Annotated in this window: 12 protein-coding genes; 5 read left to right on the top strand and 7 right to left on the bottom strand. The window is 68.8% G+C overall.

What is annotated here, in order from left to right; genetic code table 11:
- Positions 1 to 7: 7 nt before the first annotated feature.
- Positions 8 to 1,219, bottom strand: a complete 1,212-nt coding sequence (locus AC0685_RS16995; protein WP_478226358.1) for an acetyl-CoA C-acetyltransferase — start codon at positions 1,217 to 1,219, stop codon at positions 8 to 10.
- A gap of 157 nt (positions 1,220 to 1,376) precedes the next feature.
- Here AC0685_RS16995 and AC0685_RS16990 point away from each other — a divergent pair, with 157 nt between their 5' ends.
- The 5 genes from AC0685_RS16990 (at position 1,377) to AC0685_RS16970 (ending at position 7,737) form a co-directional block, all read left to right on the top strand.
- Complete coding sequence (locus AC0685_RS16990; protein WP_478226357.1) at positions 1,377 to 2,561, top strand: TetR/AcrR family transcriptional regulator; 1,185 nt, start codon at positions 1,377 to 1,379, stop codon at positions 2,559 to 2,561.
- Positions 2,562 to 2,613: 52 nt separating this feature from the next.
- Positions 2,614 to 3,837, top strand: coding sequence for a low temperature requirement protein A (locus tag AC0685_RS16985; RefSeq protein WP_478226356.1), 1,224 nt, complete (start codon positions 2,614 to 2,616; stop codon positions 3,835 to 3,837).
- Positions 3,838 to 3,947: 110 nt separating this feature from the next.
- Positions 3,948 to 5,243, top strand: coding sequence for an acyl-CoA dehydrogenase family protein (locus AC0685_RS16980; protein ID WP_478226415.1), 1,296 nt, complete (start codon positions 3,948 to 3,950; stop codon positions 5,241 to 5,243).
- A 130-nt stretch (positions 5,244 to 5,373) separates the two neighbouring features.
- Positions 5,374 to 6,582, top strand: a complete 1,209-nt coding sequence (locus AC0685_RS16975) for an acyl-CoA dehydrogenase family protein (RefSeq protein ID WP_478226355.1) — start codon at positions 5,374 to 5,376, stop codon at positions 6,580 to 6,582.
- Between the two features lie 147 nt (positions 6,583 to 6,729).
- On the top strand, positions 6,730 to 7,737 hold the full coding sequence (locus AC0685_RS16970) for an MASE1 domain-containing protein (protein WP_478226354.1): 1,008 nt from the start codon (positions 6,730 to 6,732) through the stop codon (positions 7,735 to 7,737).
- On the opposite strand, the gene AC0685_RS16965 is transcribed toward AC0685_RS16970, so the two are convergent.
- The 6 genes from AC0685_RS16965 to AC0685_RS16940 all read right to left on the bottom strand — a co-directional run bounded on the left by AC0685_RS16965 (position 7,701) and on the right by AC0685_RS16940 (position 14,286).
- Positions 7,701 to 8,756, bottom strand: a complete 1,056-nt coding sequence (locus tag AC0685_RS16965; protein WP_478226353.1) for an alpha/beta fold hydrolase — start codon at positions 8,754 to 8,756, stop codon at positions 7,701 to 7,703. The genes AC0685_RS16970 and AC0685_RS16965 overlap by 37 nt on opposite strands.
- 117 nt (positions 8,757 to 8,873) lie before the next feature.
- Complete coding sequence (locus tag AC0685_RS16960; protein WP_478226352.1) at positions 8,874 to 9,737, bottom strand: SDR family oxidoreductase; 864 nt, start codon at positions 9,735 to 9,737, stop codon at positions 8,874 to 8,876.
- Between the two features lie 85 nt (positions 9,738 to 9,822).
- On the bottom strand, positions 9,823 to 10,329 hold the full coding sequence (locus AC0685_RS16955; protein ID WP_478226351.1) for a GNAT family N-acetyltransferase: 507 nt from the start codon (positions 10,327 to 10,329) through the stop codon (positions 9,823 to 9,825).
- A 9-nt stretch (positions 10,330 to 10,338) separates the two neighbouring features.
- Positions 10,339 to 11,106, bottom strand: coding sequence for a type I methionyl aminopeptidase (gene map / locus AC0685_RS16950; RefSeq protein ID WP_478226350.1), 768 nt, complete (start codon positions 11,104 to 11,106; stop codon positions 10,339 to 10,341).
- Positions 11,107 to 11,149: 43 nt separating this feature from the next.
- Positions 11,150 to 12,304 carry an acyl-CoA dehydrogenase family protein gene (locus tag AC0685_RS16945; RefSeq protein WP_340683876.1) on the bottom strand — a complete coding sequence of 385 codons (1,155 nt, stop codon included), beginning with the start codon at positions 12,302 to 12,304 and terminating at the stop codon, positions 11,150 to 11,152.
- A complete protein-coding gene (locus tag AC0685_RS16940) occupies positions 12,301 to 14,286 on the bottom strand; it encodes an acetyl/propionyl/methylcrotonyl-CoA carboxylase subunit alpha (protein WP_478226349.1) in 1,986 nt (661 codons plus the stop codon). The genes AC0685_RS16945 and AC0685_RS16940 overlap by 4 nt, the downstream gene beginning before the upstream one ends.
- Between the last annotated feature and the right edge of the window lie 2 nt (positions 14,287 to 14,288).

Below are 14,288 nucleotides of genomic sequence, written 5' to 3'. Positions count from 1 at the left end.
CTCTTCCTCAGACCCGCTCGATGATGGTCGCGACGCCCATGCCGCCGCCGATGCACAGGGTGACCAGGGCGCGGCGCGCCTGGCGGCGCTCCAGCTCGTCGACGACGGTGCCGACCAGCATCGCGCCGGTGGCGCCCAGCGGGTGCCCCATCGCGATGGCGCCGCCGTTGACGTTGACCTTCTCCTCGTCGAGGTGCAGGTCCTTGATCCACTTGAGGACGACCGAGGCGAAGGCCTCGTTCAGCTCCCACAGGTCGATGTCGTCCGGGGTGAGGCCGGCGATCTTGAGGACCTTCTCGGTGGCCGGGGTCGGGCCGGTGAGCATGATCGTGGGCTCGGAGCCGACGGTCGCGGTCGCCACGATGCGGGCGCGCGGGGTCAGGCCGAAGTCCTTGCCGATCTGCTCGTTGCCGACCAGCACCACCGCGGCGCCGTCGACGATGCCGGACGAGTTGCCACCGGTGTGGACGTGGTTGATCTTCTCGACCGAGTGGTACTTCTGGAGCGCGACGGCGTCGAAGCCGCCCAGCTCGCCGATGCCTGCGAAGGCGGGCTTGAGCTTGCCGAGGCCCTCGATGGTGCTGCCGGGACGACGGTGCTCGTCGTGGTCGAGGATCGTGACGCCGTTGATGTCCTTCACCGGGACGACGGACTTCGCGAAGTAGCCGCCGGACCAGGCCGCTTCGGCCCTTTCCTGCGAACGCACGGCCCACGCGTCGACGTCCTCTCGGGAGAAGCCCTCGATGGTCGCGATCAGGTCGGCGCCGGTGCCCTGCGGGACGATGTAGTTGTCGTACGCGGTGGCCGGGTCCATGAACAGCGCGCCGCCGTCGGAGCCCATCGGCACGCGCGACATCGACTCGACACCACCGGCGATGATCAGCTGGTCCCAGCCGGAACGCACCTTCTGCGCGGCGGTGTTGGTGGCTTCGAGGCCGGAGGCGCAGAAGCGGTTCAGCTGGACGCCGGCGACCGACTCGGGAAGACCCGCGTTCAGCGCGGCGGTTCGCGCGATCACGGCGCCCTGCTCGCCGACCGGGGACACCACGCCGAGGACGATGTCGTCGATCACGGCGGGGTCGAGGTTCGGGTGCCGGACCTTCAGTTCCTCGATGAGGCCGACCACGAGATCGACCGGCTTGGTGCCGTGGAGGGCACCGCCCTTGTTCTTGCCGCGAGGCGTACGGATCGCCTCGTAGATGTAGGCCTCGCTACTCACAGAAAAACTCCTCCGCAGTACGGCGCTGTATCAGGGATGGACACAGCCGGGTCGTACCGGCCGGTAGCCATGCTAATGGTCATTAACATAAACCGCGATAACCCCAAGGTGTCAATGGGTTGCGATGCACGCAACCGGCGCTATCGTGTGTTCACCCATGGATCACCCGACCGAGCGTTCAGCCCGACCGCGCGACCGCAAGGCCCAGCTGGCAGGCCTCGCCGCGGAGCTGTTTCGCGCCCGCGGGTTCCACGGCGTCGGCATCAACGACATCGCCGCCGCGGCCGGGATCACCGGGCCCGCGCTGTACCGGCATTTCTCGGACAAGCAGGCGGTGCTGTCCTACGTCGTGCTGTCCGGCATCGACGACATGGAGACGGCCACCACCGAGACGCTCGCGGACGTCGACCTTCCCGTTCCCGCCCAGGTCAACGCCCTGTTGGGCACCCTCGCGGCGCAGGCGGTGGAGCGGCGCGAGGTCGCCGCGCTGTGGCGCTGGGAGGGCAGACACCTGCCGCGGGAGGAACGGCGCGAGATCCGCCGCCGGTCGGGCGCGGTGCTCGAAGCGTGGTCGAAGGCGCTGCTCGCGTTGCGGCCCGAACTGACCGCCGACGACGCCGAGCTGCTGTGCTGGGCGGGGCTGAGCGTGTTCGGCAGCGTCTCCGTGCATCACACGTCCGTGGCGAAGAAACGCTTCGCGCAGATCCTGGTGCAGCTGGCGGAGTCGGTGCTGCATGTCACACTTCCCGAACCCTCGGAGCCGCCGGAAGAGACGCCGTCGATGGCACTCGGCGAACCGTCCCGCCGCGAGCAGATCCTCGCGGCCGCGACGGAGCTGTTCGGCCGACGCGGCTTCCGTTCGGTGAGCATGGAGGAGATCGGCGCGGCCGCCGGGATCGCCGGGCCGAGCGTGTACCGGCACTTCCCCAGCAAGGCCGCGCTGATGGTGGCGATCGGGCACCGAGCTGCCGACCGGCTGGCGCTCGCCGCGGAACGCGCGTTGCGGACCGGCGACGAACGCGACGCGCTGCGCAGGCTCGCGGCGTCCTATGTGCACACCTTGCTGCACACGCCCGAACTGCTGGTGTCGTTCTCCGGCAGCCCCATGGAACTGCCGGAACGCGACAAGGCGGACCTGATCCGGGTCCAGCGAGACTACGTCGCGCGCTGGATCGCGCTGGCGTCGGAGGTCCGGCCGGAACTGAGCCTGCGCGAAGTGAAGATCACCGTGCACGCGGCGCTGACCATCGCGAACGACCTCGCGCGCACCCGGCGCGTCAACGGCCGCCCGAATATCGAGGCCGAGCTGACGACGTTGATGCACGCCGTCCTCGGGGTCTGAAAGTCCGCTTTGGGCAAACTCGCGTGTCCCGCAAAGGAGTGAAGGGCACGATATGCGCGTGCCCACGAAACGCGGCCTGCATCTGGTGACCCGGGAAGAAGACCACAAGGTCACCACGCTGGAGCTCTTCTTCGATCTGGTCTTCGTCTACGCCATCACCCAGACCACGCAGCTGATGGCCGATCACCTCACCCCGCTCGGCATCGGACAGGGCGTCGCGATGATCGCCGTGCTGTGGTGGTGCTGGTGCGCCTACGCCTGGCTGGCCAACACCCTGCACGTCGACCGCGGCATCGCCCAGCTGGCGATGTTCGCCGCGATGGGGACGATGTTCCTGGTCTCACTGACCATCCCGGAGGCGTTCACCGACCTGCCCGGCGGCCTGTACGCGCCGCTGATGTTCGTCGGCTGCTACTTCCTCGTCCGGCTGCTGCATCTGACCGCGTACTTCGGCGCCGCGCGGACCGACCCCGAGCTGCGCAAGACCGTCTTGAAGATGTTCGTCGGCCTGCTGCCGAGCGTCGCACTGCTGACTGTCGCCGCGTTCTTCTCCGGCTGGGCGCAGCTCGGCATCTGGGCCGTCGCGATGCTGGCCGACTACGTCAACGTCTTCCGGACCCGTTCCTCGGACTGGCGGCTGCACCAGCCCGGCCACTTCGCCGAGCGGTTCGGGCTGATAGTGATCATCGCGCTCGGCGAGTCGATCGTGGCGATCGGCATCGGGATCAGCTCGTACCCGATGTCCTGGCCGATCACGCTGGCCGCCGTCTTCGGGCTCACGCTGGCTTCGGCGATGTGGTGGATGTACTTCGCCGTCGTCGCGCACGTGTCCGAGCACAACCTGAAGCGCGCGGAGGGCGTGGAGCGGGTACGGATCGGAACCGATACGTACACCTTCCTGCACCTCCCGCTCATCGCCGGGATCGTGCTCGTGGCGCTGGGGCTGAAGAAGTCGCTGCTTTACGTGTCCGACACCGAGCACCACAGCCTCGCCGACGGCCTCCACGGAACCCCGATCTGGGCGCTGACCGGCGGGCTCGCGCTGTATCTCATCGCGTTGAGCGGGCTGCGGCGCCGGAACCTGGGCTCGTGGAACGTGCGGCGACTGGTACTCGCGGTGGTCCTGCTGGCCGCGACTCCGCTGCTGGAACTGGTGCCGGCGATCGCGCTCGTCGGCATCGTCGCGCTGGCGGCGGTGGGTCTCGTGGTCGTCGAGAGGCGCAAGATCGTGAGTAATCCTGGCCTGCCCGGCCTCCCGGATCACTCACCGGCGTGACGTTCGCCTCCCCCATGGTGGCGCATCAGCCCAAGGCGAGTTAACCTACTCACGAGTAGGTAAGCGAGGCAGGGAGACTCACCGTGGGTGCGCCTAGGAAACGAGACGCGATGGGCCTTGGCCTGTCCGCGCTCACCCGGCTGGCCGGGAGCAAGGTCATTGAACGGGCCGGACTTCGGAAGCCCGTGCAGAACCTGGTCAGTGCCGGGACGCGCAACGGCTTCCGGGTCGCGGGCGCGGCGGGACGGACCTTCAAATCCGCCCAGAAGCTCGGCAAGCCCGCGCGGCTCGCGCCTGCCGAGGACACCGGGCTGTTCGACCTCACCCCGAGTGAGGACCAGCAGCTCATCGTCGAGACCGTGACGGAGTTCGCGGCCGAACAGTTGCGGCCCGCCGCGTCCGACGCCGACGCGAAGCTCCATGCGCCCGAGGGCCTGTTGAGCCGTGCCGCCGAACTCGGCATCACGCTCGTCGGCATCCCGGAGGAGCTGGGCGGGGTCGGCACAGAACGGTCGGTCGTCACGAACGCGCTGGTCGCCGAGGCCCTCGCGCACGGCGACCTGGGTCTCGCGGTCGCGGTGCTCGCGCCGTCCGCGGTCAGCACCGCGCTGGTGTCCTACGGCGACGAGCAGCAACAGGCGGACTACCTGCCCGCGTTCGTCGGCGAGAACGTCCCGGCCGCGGCGCTCGCGTTGCAGGAGCGCACCGCGCTGTTCGACCCGTTCAAGCCCGCGACCAAGGCCCGCCGCACGCCGAAGGGCTACCAGCTCGACGGTGTGAAGTCGCTGGTCCCGAGGGCCGCCGACGCCGAGCTGTTCATCGTGTCGGCCGACCTGGAAGGCCGCGGCCCGGCGCTGTTCCTCGTCGAGTCGTCGAACTCCGGTGTCACCATCGAAAACGAACCGGCGATGGGCCTGCGCGGCGCGGCGACCGGGAAGCTGCACCTGGAGAAGGTCGCCCTTCCGGCCGGTGCGCTGCTCGGCGGCGGCAAGGCCGAGGTCTTCACCGAGGTCGTCCGGCTCTCGCGGCTCGGCTGGGCCGCGCTGGCCGCCGGTACCGCGAAGGCCGTCCTCGACTACGTGGTGCCGTACGTCAACGAGCGCAAGGCGTTCGGCGAACCGGTGAGCCACCGGCAGGCCGTCGCGTTCTCGGTGGCCGACATCGCCATCGAGCTGGAAGGGTTGCGGCTGGTCACGCTCCGCGCCGCTTCCCGCGCCGAACAGGGCAAGCCGTACGCCCGCGAGGTCGCGCTGGCCCGGAAACTGGCCGCCGACAAGGGGATGCAGATCGGCAGCGCCGGGGTGCAGCTCCTCGGCGGGCACGGGTTCGTCAAGGAACACCCGGTCGAACGCTGGTACCGCGACCTCCGTGCGATCGGCGTGATGGAAGGCGCCGTCCTTCTTTAGGTCGTGCCCTGCAAGTCATGTCCGCGGTCTTCGCGCCCAGGCGGCCACTGACGGCACCAGAAACCACCTGGATCACGAAGCCCACCGAACGGACTCACAGGACACGACCCAGGACTTTCGAAAGGCAGTCATGATCAACCTTGAGGTTCCGAAGAAGGCCGGTACCCTGATCAACCAGGCGTACCAGGCCGCGGCCGAGGTGTTCCGGCCGATCTCGCGCAAGTACGACCGCGCCGAGCACACCTATCCGGCCGAACTCGACATGTTCGCCGCGCTGCTGGACGGGCTGAACTCCTCCGGCGAGGGCGGTGCGGGCGCGGCGGGTGTCCGCCGGTCCGAGAAGAACGAGAAACCGGGCAACCGCAACGGTTCCAACCTCAACATCGTGCTCGGCACGATCGAGATGTGCTGGGGCGACGTCGGTCTGCTGCTGTCCATGCCGCGCCAGGGGCTCGGCAACGCCGCCATCGGCTCGGTCGCCACGGATGAACAGCTCAAGAAGTTCTCCGGGCTGTGGGCCGCGATGGCGATCACCGAGCCGGACTGCGGCTCGGACTCCGCCGCGATCACCGCGACCGCGCGCCTGGACGGCGACGAGTACGTGCTCAACGGGGAGAAGATCTTCGTGACCGCGGGCGAGCGCGCCGACGCGGTCGTCGTCTGGGCCACGCTGGACAAGACGAAGGGCCGCGCGGCGATCAAGTCGTTCGTCGTCGAGAAGGGCACACCCGGCTTCGAGGTGGTGCGCGTCGAGCACAAGCTCGGCATCCGTGCCTCCGACACCGCCGTGCTGCGGTTCGAGAACGTCCGCGTGCCCAAGGAGAACCTCCTCGGCACGCCGGAGATCGACACCGCCAAGGGTTTCGCCGGGGTCATGCAGACCTTCGACAACACCCGCCCGCTGGTCGCCGCCATGGCCATCGGTGTCGCCCGCGCGGCGCTGGAAGAGACCCGGAAGATCCTCACCGACGCCGGGGTGACCATCGACTACGACAAGCCCGTCCACAGCCAGCACGCCGCCGCCGCGACGTTCCTGCAGCTGGAGGCGGACTACGAATCGGCGTACCTGCTGACCATGGAATCGGCGTGGATGGCCGACAACCGCAAGCCGAACTCGCTGCAGGCCTCGATGGCCAAGGCGAAGGCCGGCCGGTCGGTCGTCGAGATCACGCTGAAATGCGTCGAGCTGGCCGGAACCTTCGGCTACACCGAGGAATCGCTGCTGGAGAAGTGGAGCCGGGACGCGAAGATCCTGGACATCTTCGAAGGCACGCAACAGATCCAGCAGCTGATCGTGGCGCGCCGGATCCTGGGCAAGACGTCGGCGGAGCTCAAGTAAGGCGTGGGGCTCGTGAGTGGTAAGGACGGTTAGAACCGTCCTTACCACTCACGAGCCCGTTTATTTCCACCATTTCGACAACACCTCCGCGGCCGCCGGACAGGGGTACTCTCCTAGCTTCCTCAGCCAGCGAAGGCCGGAGTCGTGATGAGACCGCTTTCCCCCGCCGCACGCTGGTGTCTCATCGTCCTCGGCGTCACGATCTGCTACTTCGCCACCGCCCGGATCGGGATCCAGTGGGCGATCGTGCGGGGACAGATCTCGCCCCTGTGGCCGGCCGCCGGTGTCGCGCTGGCGGTGCCGATGCTCCTGGGGCCCCGGTTCTGGCCGGGCATCTTCCTCGGCGCCCTCCTGACGAACATCGCCCTCGGTCCTTCGCTGGGCACGGTCCTGGCGATCTCCGCGGGCAACACGATCGGCCCGATGCTGGCGTACGCGGTCATGCGGCGGCTGGGTTTCCGCAACGAGCTCGACCGGCTTCCCGACGCCGTCCTCCTGGTGGCGGTCGGAGCGATCGGGGGCACGGCCTTCAGCGCCGCACTGGGCACCGGCGTGCTGATCGTCGGCGGCGCGCTGAGCCCCGGCGACTTCTGGGCGACCGCGCTCGTGTGGTGGACCGGCGACGCGATGGGCGTCCTGACGATCACGCCGTTGCTGCTTCTAGCGCCGAGGTTCCGTCTGCCCAGGCGGGTTCCGCTCCTCCGCTGGGGCGAGGCGGCGACGCTCGCGCTCTTCGCCGTCGGCACGTCGATCCTCGCGTCCACGACGACGGCGAAGCTGTTCCTGGTCTTCCCCGTGCTCGTGTGGGCGGCGCTGCGCTTCCGGCAGGCCGGGGCGCTGCTGTGCTCCTTGTGCGTCTGCACCGTCACGATCATCGCCGCCATACGCGGGCTCGGTCCTTACGGCTCCTACGAACTGGCCGCCCGGATGCTGCACGTCCAGGCCTTCGACGCCACCGTCGGCCTCACCGCGCTCGTGTTGTCCACGGTCGTCCTGCAACGCGACCGCGCGACGGCCGAGATCGCCGACGCCTGGCGCCAGATCACCGAGATGGTGGACATGATCGCGCCACGCCAGTCCCTGCGCAGCGCCATCACCCAGCGCACCGAAGACGAGGCTCAAGCGGCCTGTTCGTCGAGGAAACGGTCGAGGTAGCGCCACGTGGTCCCGCGGGCCTTCCGGCCGGTGAGGACGCCGAGGTGCCCACCGGGCGCGGTCTCGAAGGTCACCGACGGCGAGTTGTCCAGCAGCTCGGTGAGCCGTTCGACGGCCGCGCGCGGCGCGATCGTGTCGTTCTGCCCGGCGATGACCAGCGTCGGCACCTTGACCCCGGACAGCGCGATGATGCGGCCGTTGAGGTCGACCGTGCCCTCGGCGAGGTCGTTGGCGCGGAAGAACCGGTGGTAGATCTGGCCGAACGTACGCCCGGGGTAGGCGATCATGTTGTCCATGAAGTGGTCGACGGCCTCGATCTGCGCCAGGTAGTCCCGGTCGTCGAGATTCTTCAGGATGGCAAGGGGTTTGGTGATCTCCTTGCTGATCCCGGTCGCCCGGAAGACGCGGCTGACCAAATAGGACGGTGCGCCGCCGAGCGCCCGGTAGAACGGGGTCAGCAGGTGGCCGCCGGTGAGGTCGACCAGCGGGCGGAACGGGGCGATCAGCGGGATCGCGGTGAAATCGAACGGCGACGCGATGGTGGCGATCGACTCGATCGGCAGATCGGGCTGGTCGGCGGTGGTCAGCAACGAGAAGATCCCGCCGAGGCACCACGCGACGACGTGCACGCCCTGGCCACCGGAGTCCTCGCTGACCTTGCGGATCGCGCGCGGGAGCACCTCCTCGATCCAGTGCTCGATGCCGAGGCGCCGGTCGGAGAAGGCGACGTTCCCGTAGTCGACCAGGTACGTGTTGCGGCCGCCCTCGACCAGGTGCTCGGCGAGGCTGCACCCGCGGCGCAGGTCGAAGCACAGCGCGGGCGCGGCCAGCGGCGGCACCAGCAGCACCGGCGGGCCCGACTGGGGGCTCTTGCCGTTCGTCAGCCGGTACAGCGAACGATTCGGGCCCTGGTCGATCAGGACGCGCGGCACCGGGCGAAGATCGGCGACACCACCGTGCAGCACCTTCCCGACGACGTTCGACGCGGCGGCGGCGAGCCGTGCCGGGGGTGTGGCCATGGTGTGCCTCCTGGGGAATCAACGCGGTAAGACGTAATCTTGCCGCCTGGGAGCGCACGACTCAACACCCCGGCCGCCACAGGTCGTCCATTTCGGACAGTGGCTAGGCCGTACGAGTTAAGAATCGGTGCCCTTTTCCGCCCCTGGAGCACTCCGCGCGGCACGCGATTCGTACTCCGCGCGAGCACTGGAATGCGTTGCGGAGGAAAGAATCTTGTCGCCGCCGAGCGCGCGAAGCAGGCCTTCGCCGAGGCGGCGCGGAAGCAGCCGTGTGATCCTGCCCATGGCGTCCAGCGACGCGGGCACGAAGACGTCGAACTTGGGACGGCGTAACGCATCGACAATGGCCTGCGCCACATCTTCGGGCTGCACCGATTTGAAGAACTTCGCCTCGCCGAGCCCGCTGGCCAGTTCCGTGCGCACCACCGCGGGCATCACGCAGGACACCAGCACGCCCGTGCCGTGCAATTCCAGATGCACCGATTCCGACAGGCCGACGACGGCGTGTTTCGTGGCGCAGTAGGTGGCGGCGCCGGGGAAGCCCGCCTTTCCCGCCATCGAAGCGATGTTGACGATGTGGCCGGTGCCACGCGGGCGCATCCGCTTCACGGCTTCCCTGGTGCCGTGGATGACCGCGTGCAGGTTGATCTCGAGCAGCCTGCGGGTCGCCGCGTCGTCCTCTTCGTCGAGCGGTGCGAGCGGCATGATGCCCGCGTTGTTGATCAGCACGTCGATCGGGCCGACGCGCCGCTCGACCTCGTCGAGGAACTCGGTGAAGCCGCGCGTGTCGGTGACGTCGAGCGGCAGCGCCTCCGCGCCCAGTTCGGCCGCGGTCTTCTCGGCGAGGACCTGGTCCAGGTCGCCGATGACCACCTTGGCGCCGAGCCGGGACAGCGCCGTCGCGGTGCTGGCCCCGATGCCCTGCGCCGCTCCGGTGATCACGACGACCTTGCCTGCCAGGGAACGTTCACGCTTGGCCATGCTGGGCTCCTCCGCGGCTTCGCTGTCCGGGCACTGTTGGCGTTGTGTCAACTATGGTGCACCCGAAGCCGGGACGACGCCAGTCCTACGGACGCTGCTCGAACACCTGCCCGATCCAGCCCTTGACGTCGAAGCGCTCCGTCGGCTTGAAGCCCTGGCTCTCGTAATAGCGCTGCAGGTCGCCGTCGCCGCCCGCCCAGCAATCGACCCGCACCAGGCCGATACCGCGTTCCCGCGCCTCGGCCAGCGCGAACTCGATGAGCCGCGAGCCGACCCGGTGACCGGTGAACCGGCGCGAGGTCAGCAGCAAGCCGATGTAGATCTCCGGTTCGTCGACCGGCGAGACATGCGGGAAACGGTCACCGAGGATGATCGCACCGGCCACTTGGCCGTCGATCTCGGCGAGGTACAGCCCCGGCCCGTCCGCCATTCCTCGGACCCGCTCGACCCTCTTCGGGATCGTGGACCACGGCTCGGCCCCCCACTGCCCTTCGCTGCCGCGCGAGGCCAGCCACGCGACGACCTCGTCGAACATGTCCAGCAACGTTTGGAAGTCCCCAGAACCACCCTGGCGGATGATGAAGTCGCTCATCCTCCCGTTCTACAACATCGTGAGCACGCGCGGGCCTTCTGTGGTGATCGCTACCGTGTGCTCGACGTGCGCGGCCCTGGCGCCGCGCACAGTGCGCAGCGTCCAGCCGTCGTCCTCGATCCGGTAGCCGTCGCGGCCGTCGGCGATGAACATCGGCTCGATCGCCAGCACCAGCCCCGGCTTGAGCCGCATGCCGCGCCCCGCCTTGCCTTCGTTCGGCAGATGCGGATCCTCGTGCATGCTGCGGCCGATCCCGTGCCCGCCATGGTGAGCGAGGAGGCCGTACCCGGCTTCGCGACCGACCGCGCCGACGGCATGGGAAATATCGCCCATCCTGCCGCCCGCCAACGCGGCGGCGATCCCCGCGGCCAGCGCGCGTTCGGTGGTCGCGATGAGTTCGAGGTCGGCGGGATCGGCCTCGCCGACGACGTAACTGATCGCCGCGTCGCCGTGCCAGCCGTCGATGTAGGCGCCGGCGTCGATGCTGACCAGGTCGCCGTCACTCAGCCGGTGGTCCGACGGGATGCCGTGGACCACGGCGTCGTTGACGCTCGCGCAGATCACGGCGGGAAAAGGCGTCGGGGCGCCATGCGGCTGGTAGTGGAGGAACGACGGCTTCGCGCCACCGTCCCGGATCACCTGCGCGGCGATCTCGTCCAGTTCTTTCAGGCTCACGCCGATCGCCGACGCCTCTTTCACGGTGTGCAACGTCTGCGCCACGACACGGCCGGACTCGCGCATGGCGTCCAGCTCGGCGGCGGATTTCAGCTCGACCATGCAGATAACTATACCGGTATAGTTATCTGCATGGTCAAGGGTGTCAGGCGACGCCGAGGTGCCGCGCGATCAGCATCCGCTGCACCTCCGAGGTCCCTTCACCGATCTCGAGGATCTTCGCGTCCCGGTAGAAACGGCTCACCGGGAACTCGTTCATGAAGCCGTACCCGCCGAAGATCTGCGTCGCGTCGCGCGAGTTGTCCATGGCGGCGTTCGACGCGACGAGCTTCGCGATCGACGCCTCCTTCTTGAACGGCTCGCCGCGCAGCATCTTCGACGCCGCCGCGTAGTACGCCAGCCGTGCGGTGTGCGTGCGCACCTCCATGTCGGCGATCTTGAACTGGATCGCCTGGTACTCACCGATCTTGTGCCCGAACGCCTCGCGTTCCTTGACGTAGGTCAGGCATTCGTCGACGCAACCCTGCGCGAGCCCGACGCTCAGCGCGGCGATCGCGACCCGGCCTTCGTCCAAAATGGACAGGAACTGGGCGTAACCGCGGCCGCGTTCGCCGACCAGGTTCTCGGCCGGAACGCGGACATCGTCGAACGAGAGCTCGTGCGTGTCCGAGCAGTTCCAGCCGACCTTGGAGTACTTCGGCGCGACGGCGAAACCCGGGGTGCCGGACGGGACGATGATCGCCGAGATCTCCTTGCGCCCGTTCTCCTTCACGTCGGTGACGGCGGTGACCGTGACCAGTTTCGTGATGTCGGTGCCGGAGTTGGTGATGAACGACTTGCTGCCGTTGATCACCCAGGTGTCGCCGTCGAGTTTCGCGCGCGTGCGGGTGGCACCGGCGTCCGAGCCGCCGCCGGGCTCGGTGAGCCCGAAGGCGCCGAGCGCGGTGCCGGCGCACAGCTCCGGAAGCCACTTCTGTTTCTGCTCCTCGGTGCCGAACCGGTAGATCGGCATGGCGCCCAGGGAAACACCCGCCTCGACGGTGATCGCGACCGAGGAATCGACGCGCGCCAATTCCTCCAGGGTCAGGCAGAGCGCGAAGTAGTCGCCGCCCATGCCGCCGTATTCCTCGGGGAAGGGCAGGCCGAACAGTCCCATCTCGGCCATCTTCGCGACGATCTCGTACGGGAACTCCTCCCGCTCGTAGAGGTCGCCGATGACCGGGGCGACCTCGGAGCGCGCGAACTCCTCGACCGTCTTGCGCAGCGCCTCGTACTCGTCATCCAGCCGAAAGTCGATCATCGCTCATCCTTTTGGGGTGTCACAACGGCTACCGTCTCGTCCAGCGCGACCTGTTGGCCCGCCCGGACGGGGAGTTCGCTGACCACGCCGTCGATCGGCGCGGTGATCGTGTGCTCCATCTTCATCGCCTCGACGACCACGAGCGGCGTCCCGGCACTCACGACGTCACCGGCGGCGGCCTTGACCACCAGCACGGTTCCGGGCATCGGGCTGGTGACCGGTCCGGCGCCGCCCGCGGCACCGGCCGCCGAGCGCAGCCTCTCGCGCTCGCCGATCGCGAAGCTGTGACCGTCACGCGCGAGCCACACCGTCCGCCCGCTCCCGGCCGCGTGCCGATAGCGGTGGAAACCGGTGGGATGCCGGACTTCCAGCAGATCACCCTCGCGTCGCGCGGAAACCCGTACCGGCTCGGCGCCGTCGACGCTCACGAGCGCGTTCGCCGGAGTGCCCTGCACCCGCACGACGACTTCGGAACTTCCCGACTTCAACGCGAAGTCGATCCCGCCGGATCCGCCGAGCCGCCAGCCGTCCGGCACGTCCCAAGGATCGATGACGGCTCCCCGCGGTTGCAGGGAAAGCAGCCTGTCGAGCGCCGCCGCCACGAAGAACTCCGGCGGCACCTCCTCGGAGACCAAAGTGGACAGTCGCCGGTCGACGAGTCCGGTGTCGAGCTTGCCGTCGCGGACGTCGCCGTCGGCGAGGAGCCCGCGCAGGAAGGCGACGTTGGTGCCGACGCCGAGCAGCGCGGTGTCCGCGAGCGCCAGATCGAGCCGGTGCAACGCGGCCGCGCGATCCGGGCCCCAGGCGATGACCTTGGCCAGCATCGGGTCGTAGTTCGAGCCGATGACCGCGCCCTCGCTCATCCACGAGTCGACGCGCACGCCCTCGCCGGACGGCTCGTGGACCGCGAGCACGGTTCCCCCCGTCGGGATGAAGCCGCGAGCGGGGTCTTCGGCGTAGACACGGGCTTCGACGGCGTGGCCGTCCAGCCGGACGTCGTCCTGCGCCACGGTGAGCACGTCCCCCGCGGCGATCTTGACCTGCCACTCCACGAGATCCAGCCCGGTGACCAGCTCGGTCACCGGATGCTCGACCTGGAGGCGGGTGTTCATCTCCATGAAGAAGAACTCGTCGGGCGCGGTGGCCGAAACGATGAACTCGACCGTCCCCGCGCCGACGTAACCCACCGAGCGCGCGGCCTCGACCGCGGACGCGCCCATCTTCGCGCGCGTGGCTTCGTCGAGGAGCACCGACGGCGCCTCTTCGATGATCTTCTGGTGCCGCCGCTGAAGACTGCACTCGCGCTCGCCGAGGTGGATCACGTTGCCGTGCGTGTCGGCGAGCACCTGGATCTCGATATGGCGCGGCGTGGTGACGAACCGCTCCATGAGCAGGGTGTCGTCACCGAAGGAACCCTTGGCCTCACGGCGCGCGGACTCGACCGCCGCGTCCAATTCGGAAAGTCCGGTGACCAGCCGCATACCCTTGCCACCACCACCGGCGGACGGCTTGAGCAGCAGCGGGAAGCCGACCTTTTCCGCGGCGGCCGCGAACCCGCCTTCGGGAATGTCCACATCGGACGCACCGGGCACCACCGGGACACCGGCCTTGGACACCGTCGCCTTGGCGCGGATCTTGTCACCCATGGCGTCGATGGCCTCGACCGGCGGGCCGATGAAGACCAGGCCGGCGTCGGCGCAGGCACGCGCGAATTCCGCGTTCTCCGCGAGGAAGCCGTAACCGGGGTGGACCGCCTGCGCGCCCGTGTCGACCGCCGCCTGGACGATCGCCGGGATGGACAGGTAACTCTTCGCCGCTTCGGCCGGGCCGATGCGGACGGCGGTGTGCGCCTCCCGGACGTGCCGGGCGTCGGCGTCCGCGTCGCTGTACACCGCGACCGAACGGATGCCGAGCCCCCGCAGCGAGCGGATCACGCGGACGGCGATCTCCCCGCGGTTGGCGACCAGAACCGTGTCGAACATGC

The organism is Amycolatopsis sp. NPDC043889 (assembly GCF_056435645.1).
The sequence above is the reverse complement of the archived record's forward strand: the minus strand, read 5'-3'. Positions and strand labels throughout refer to the sequence as shown.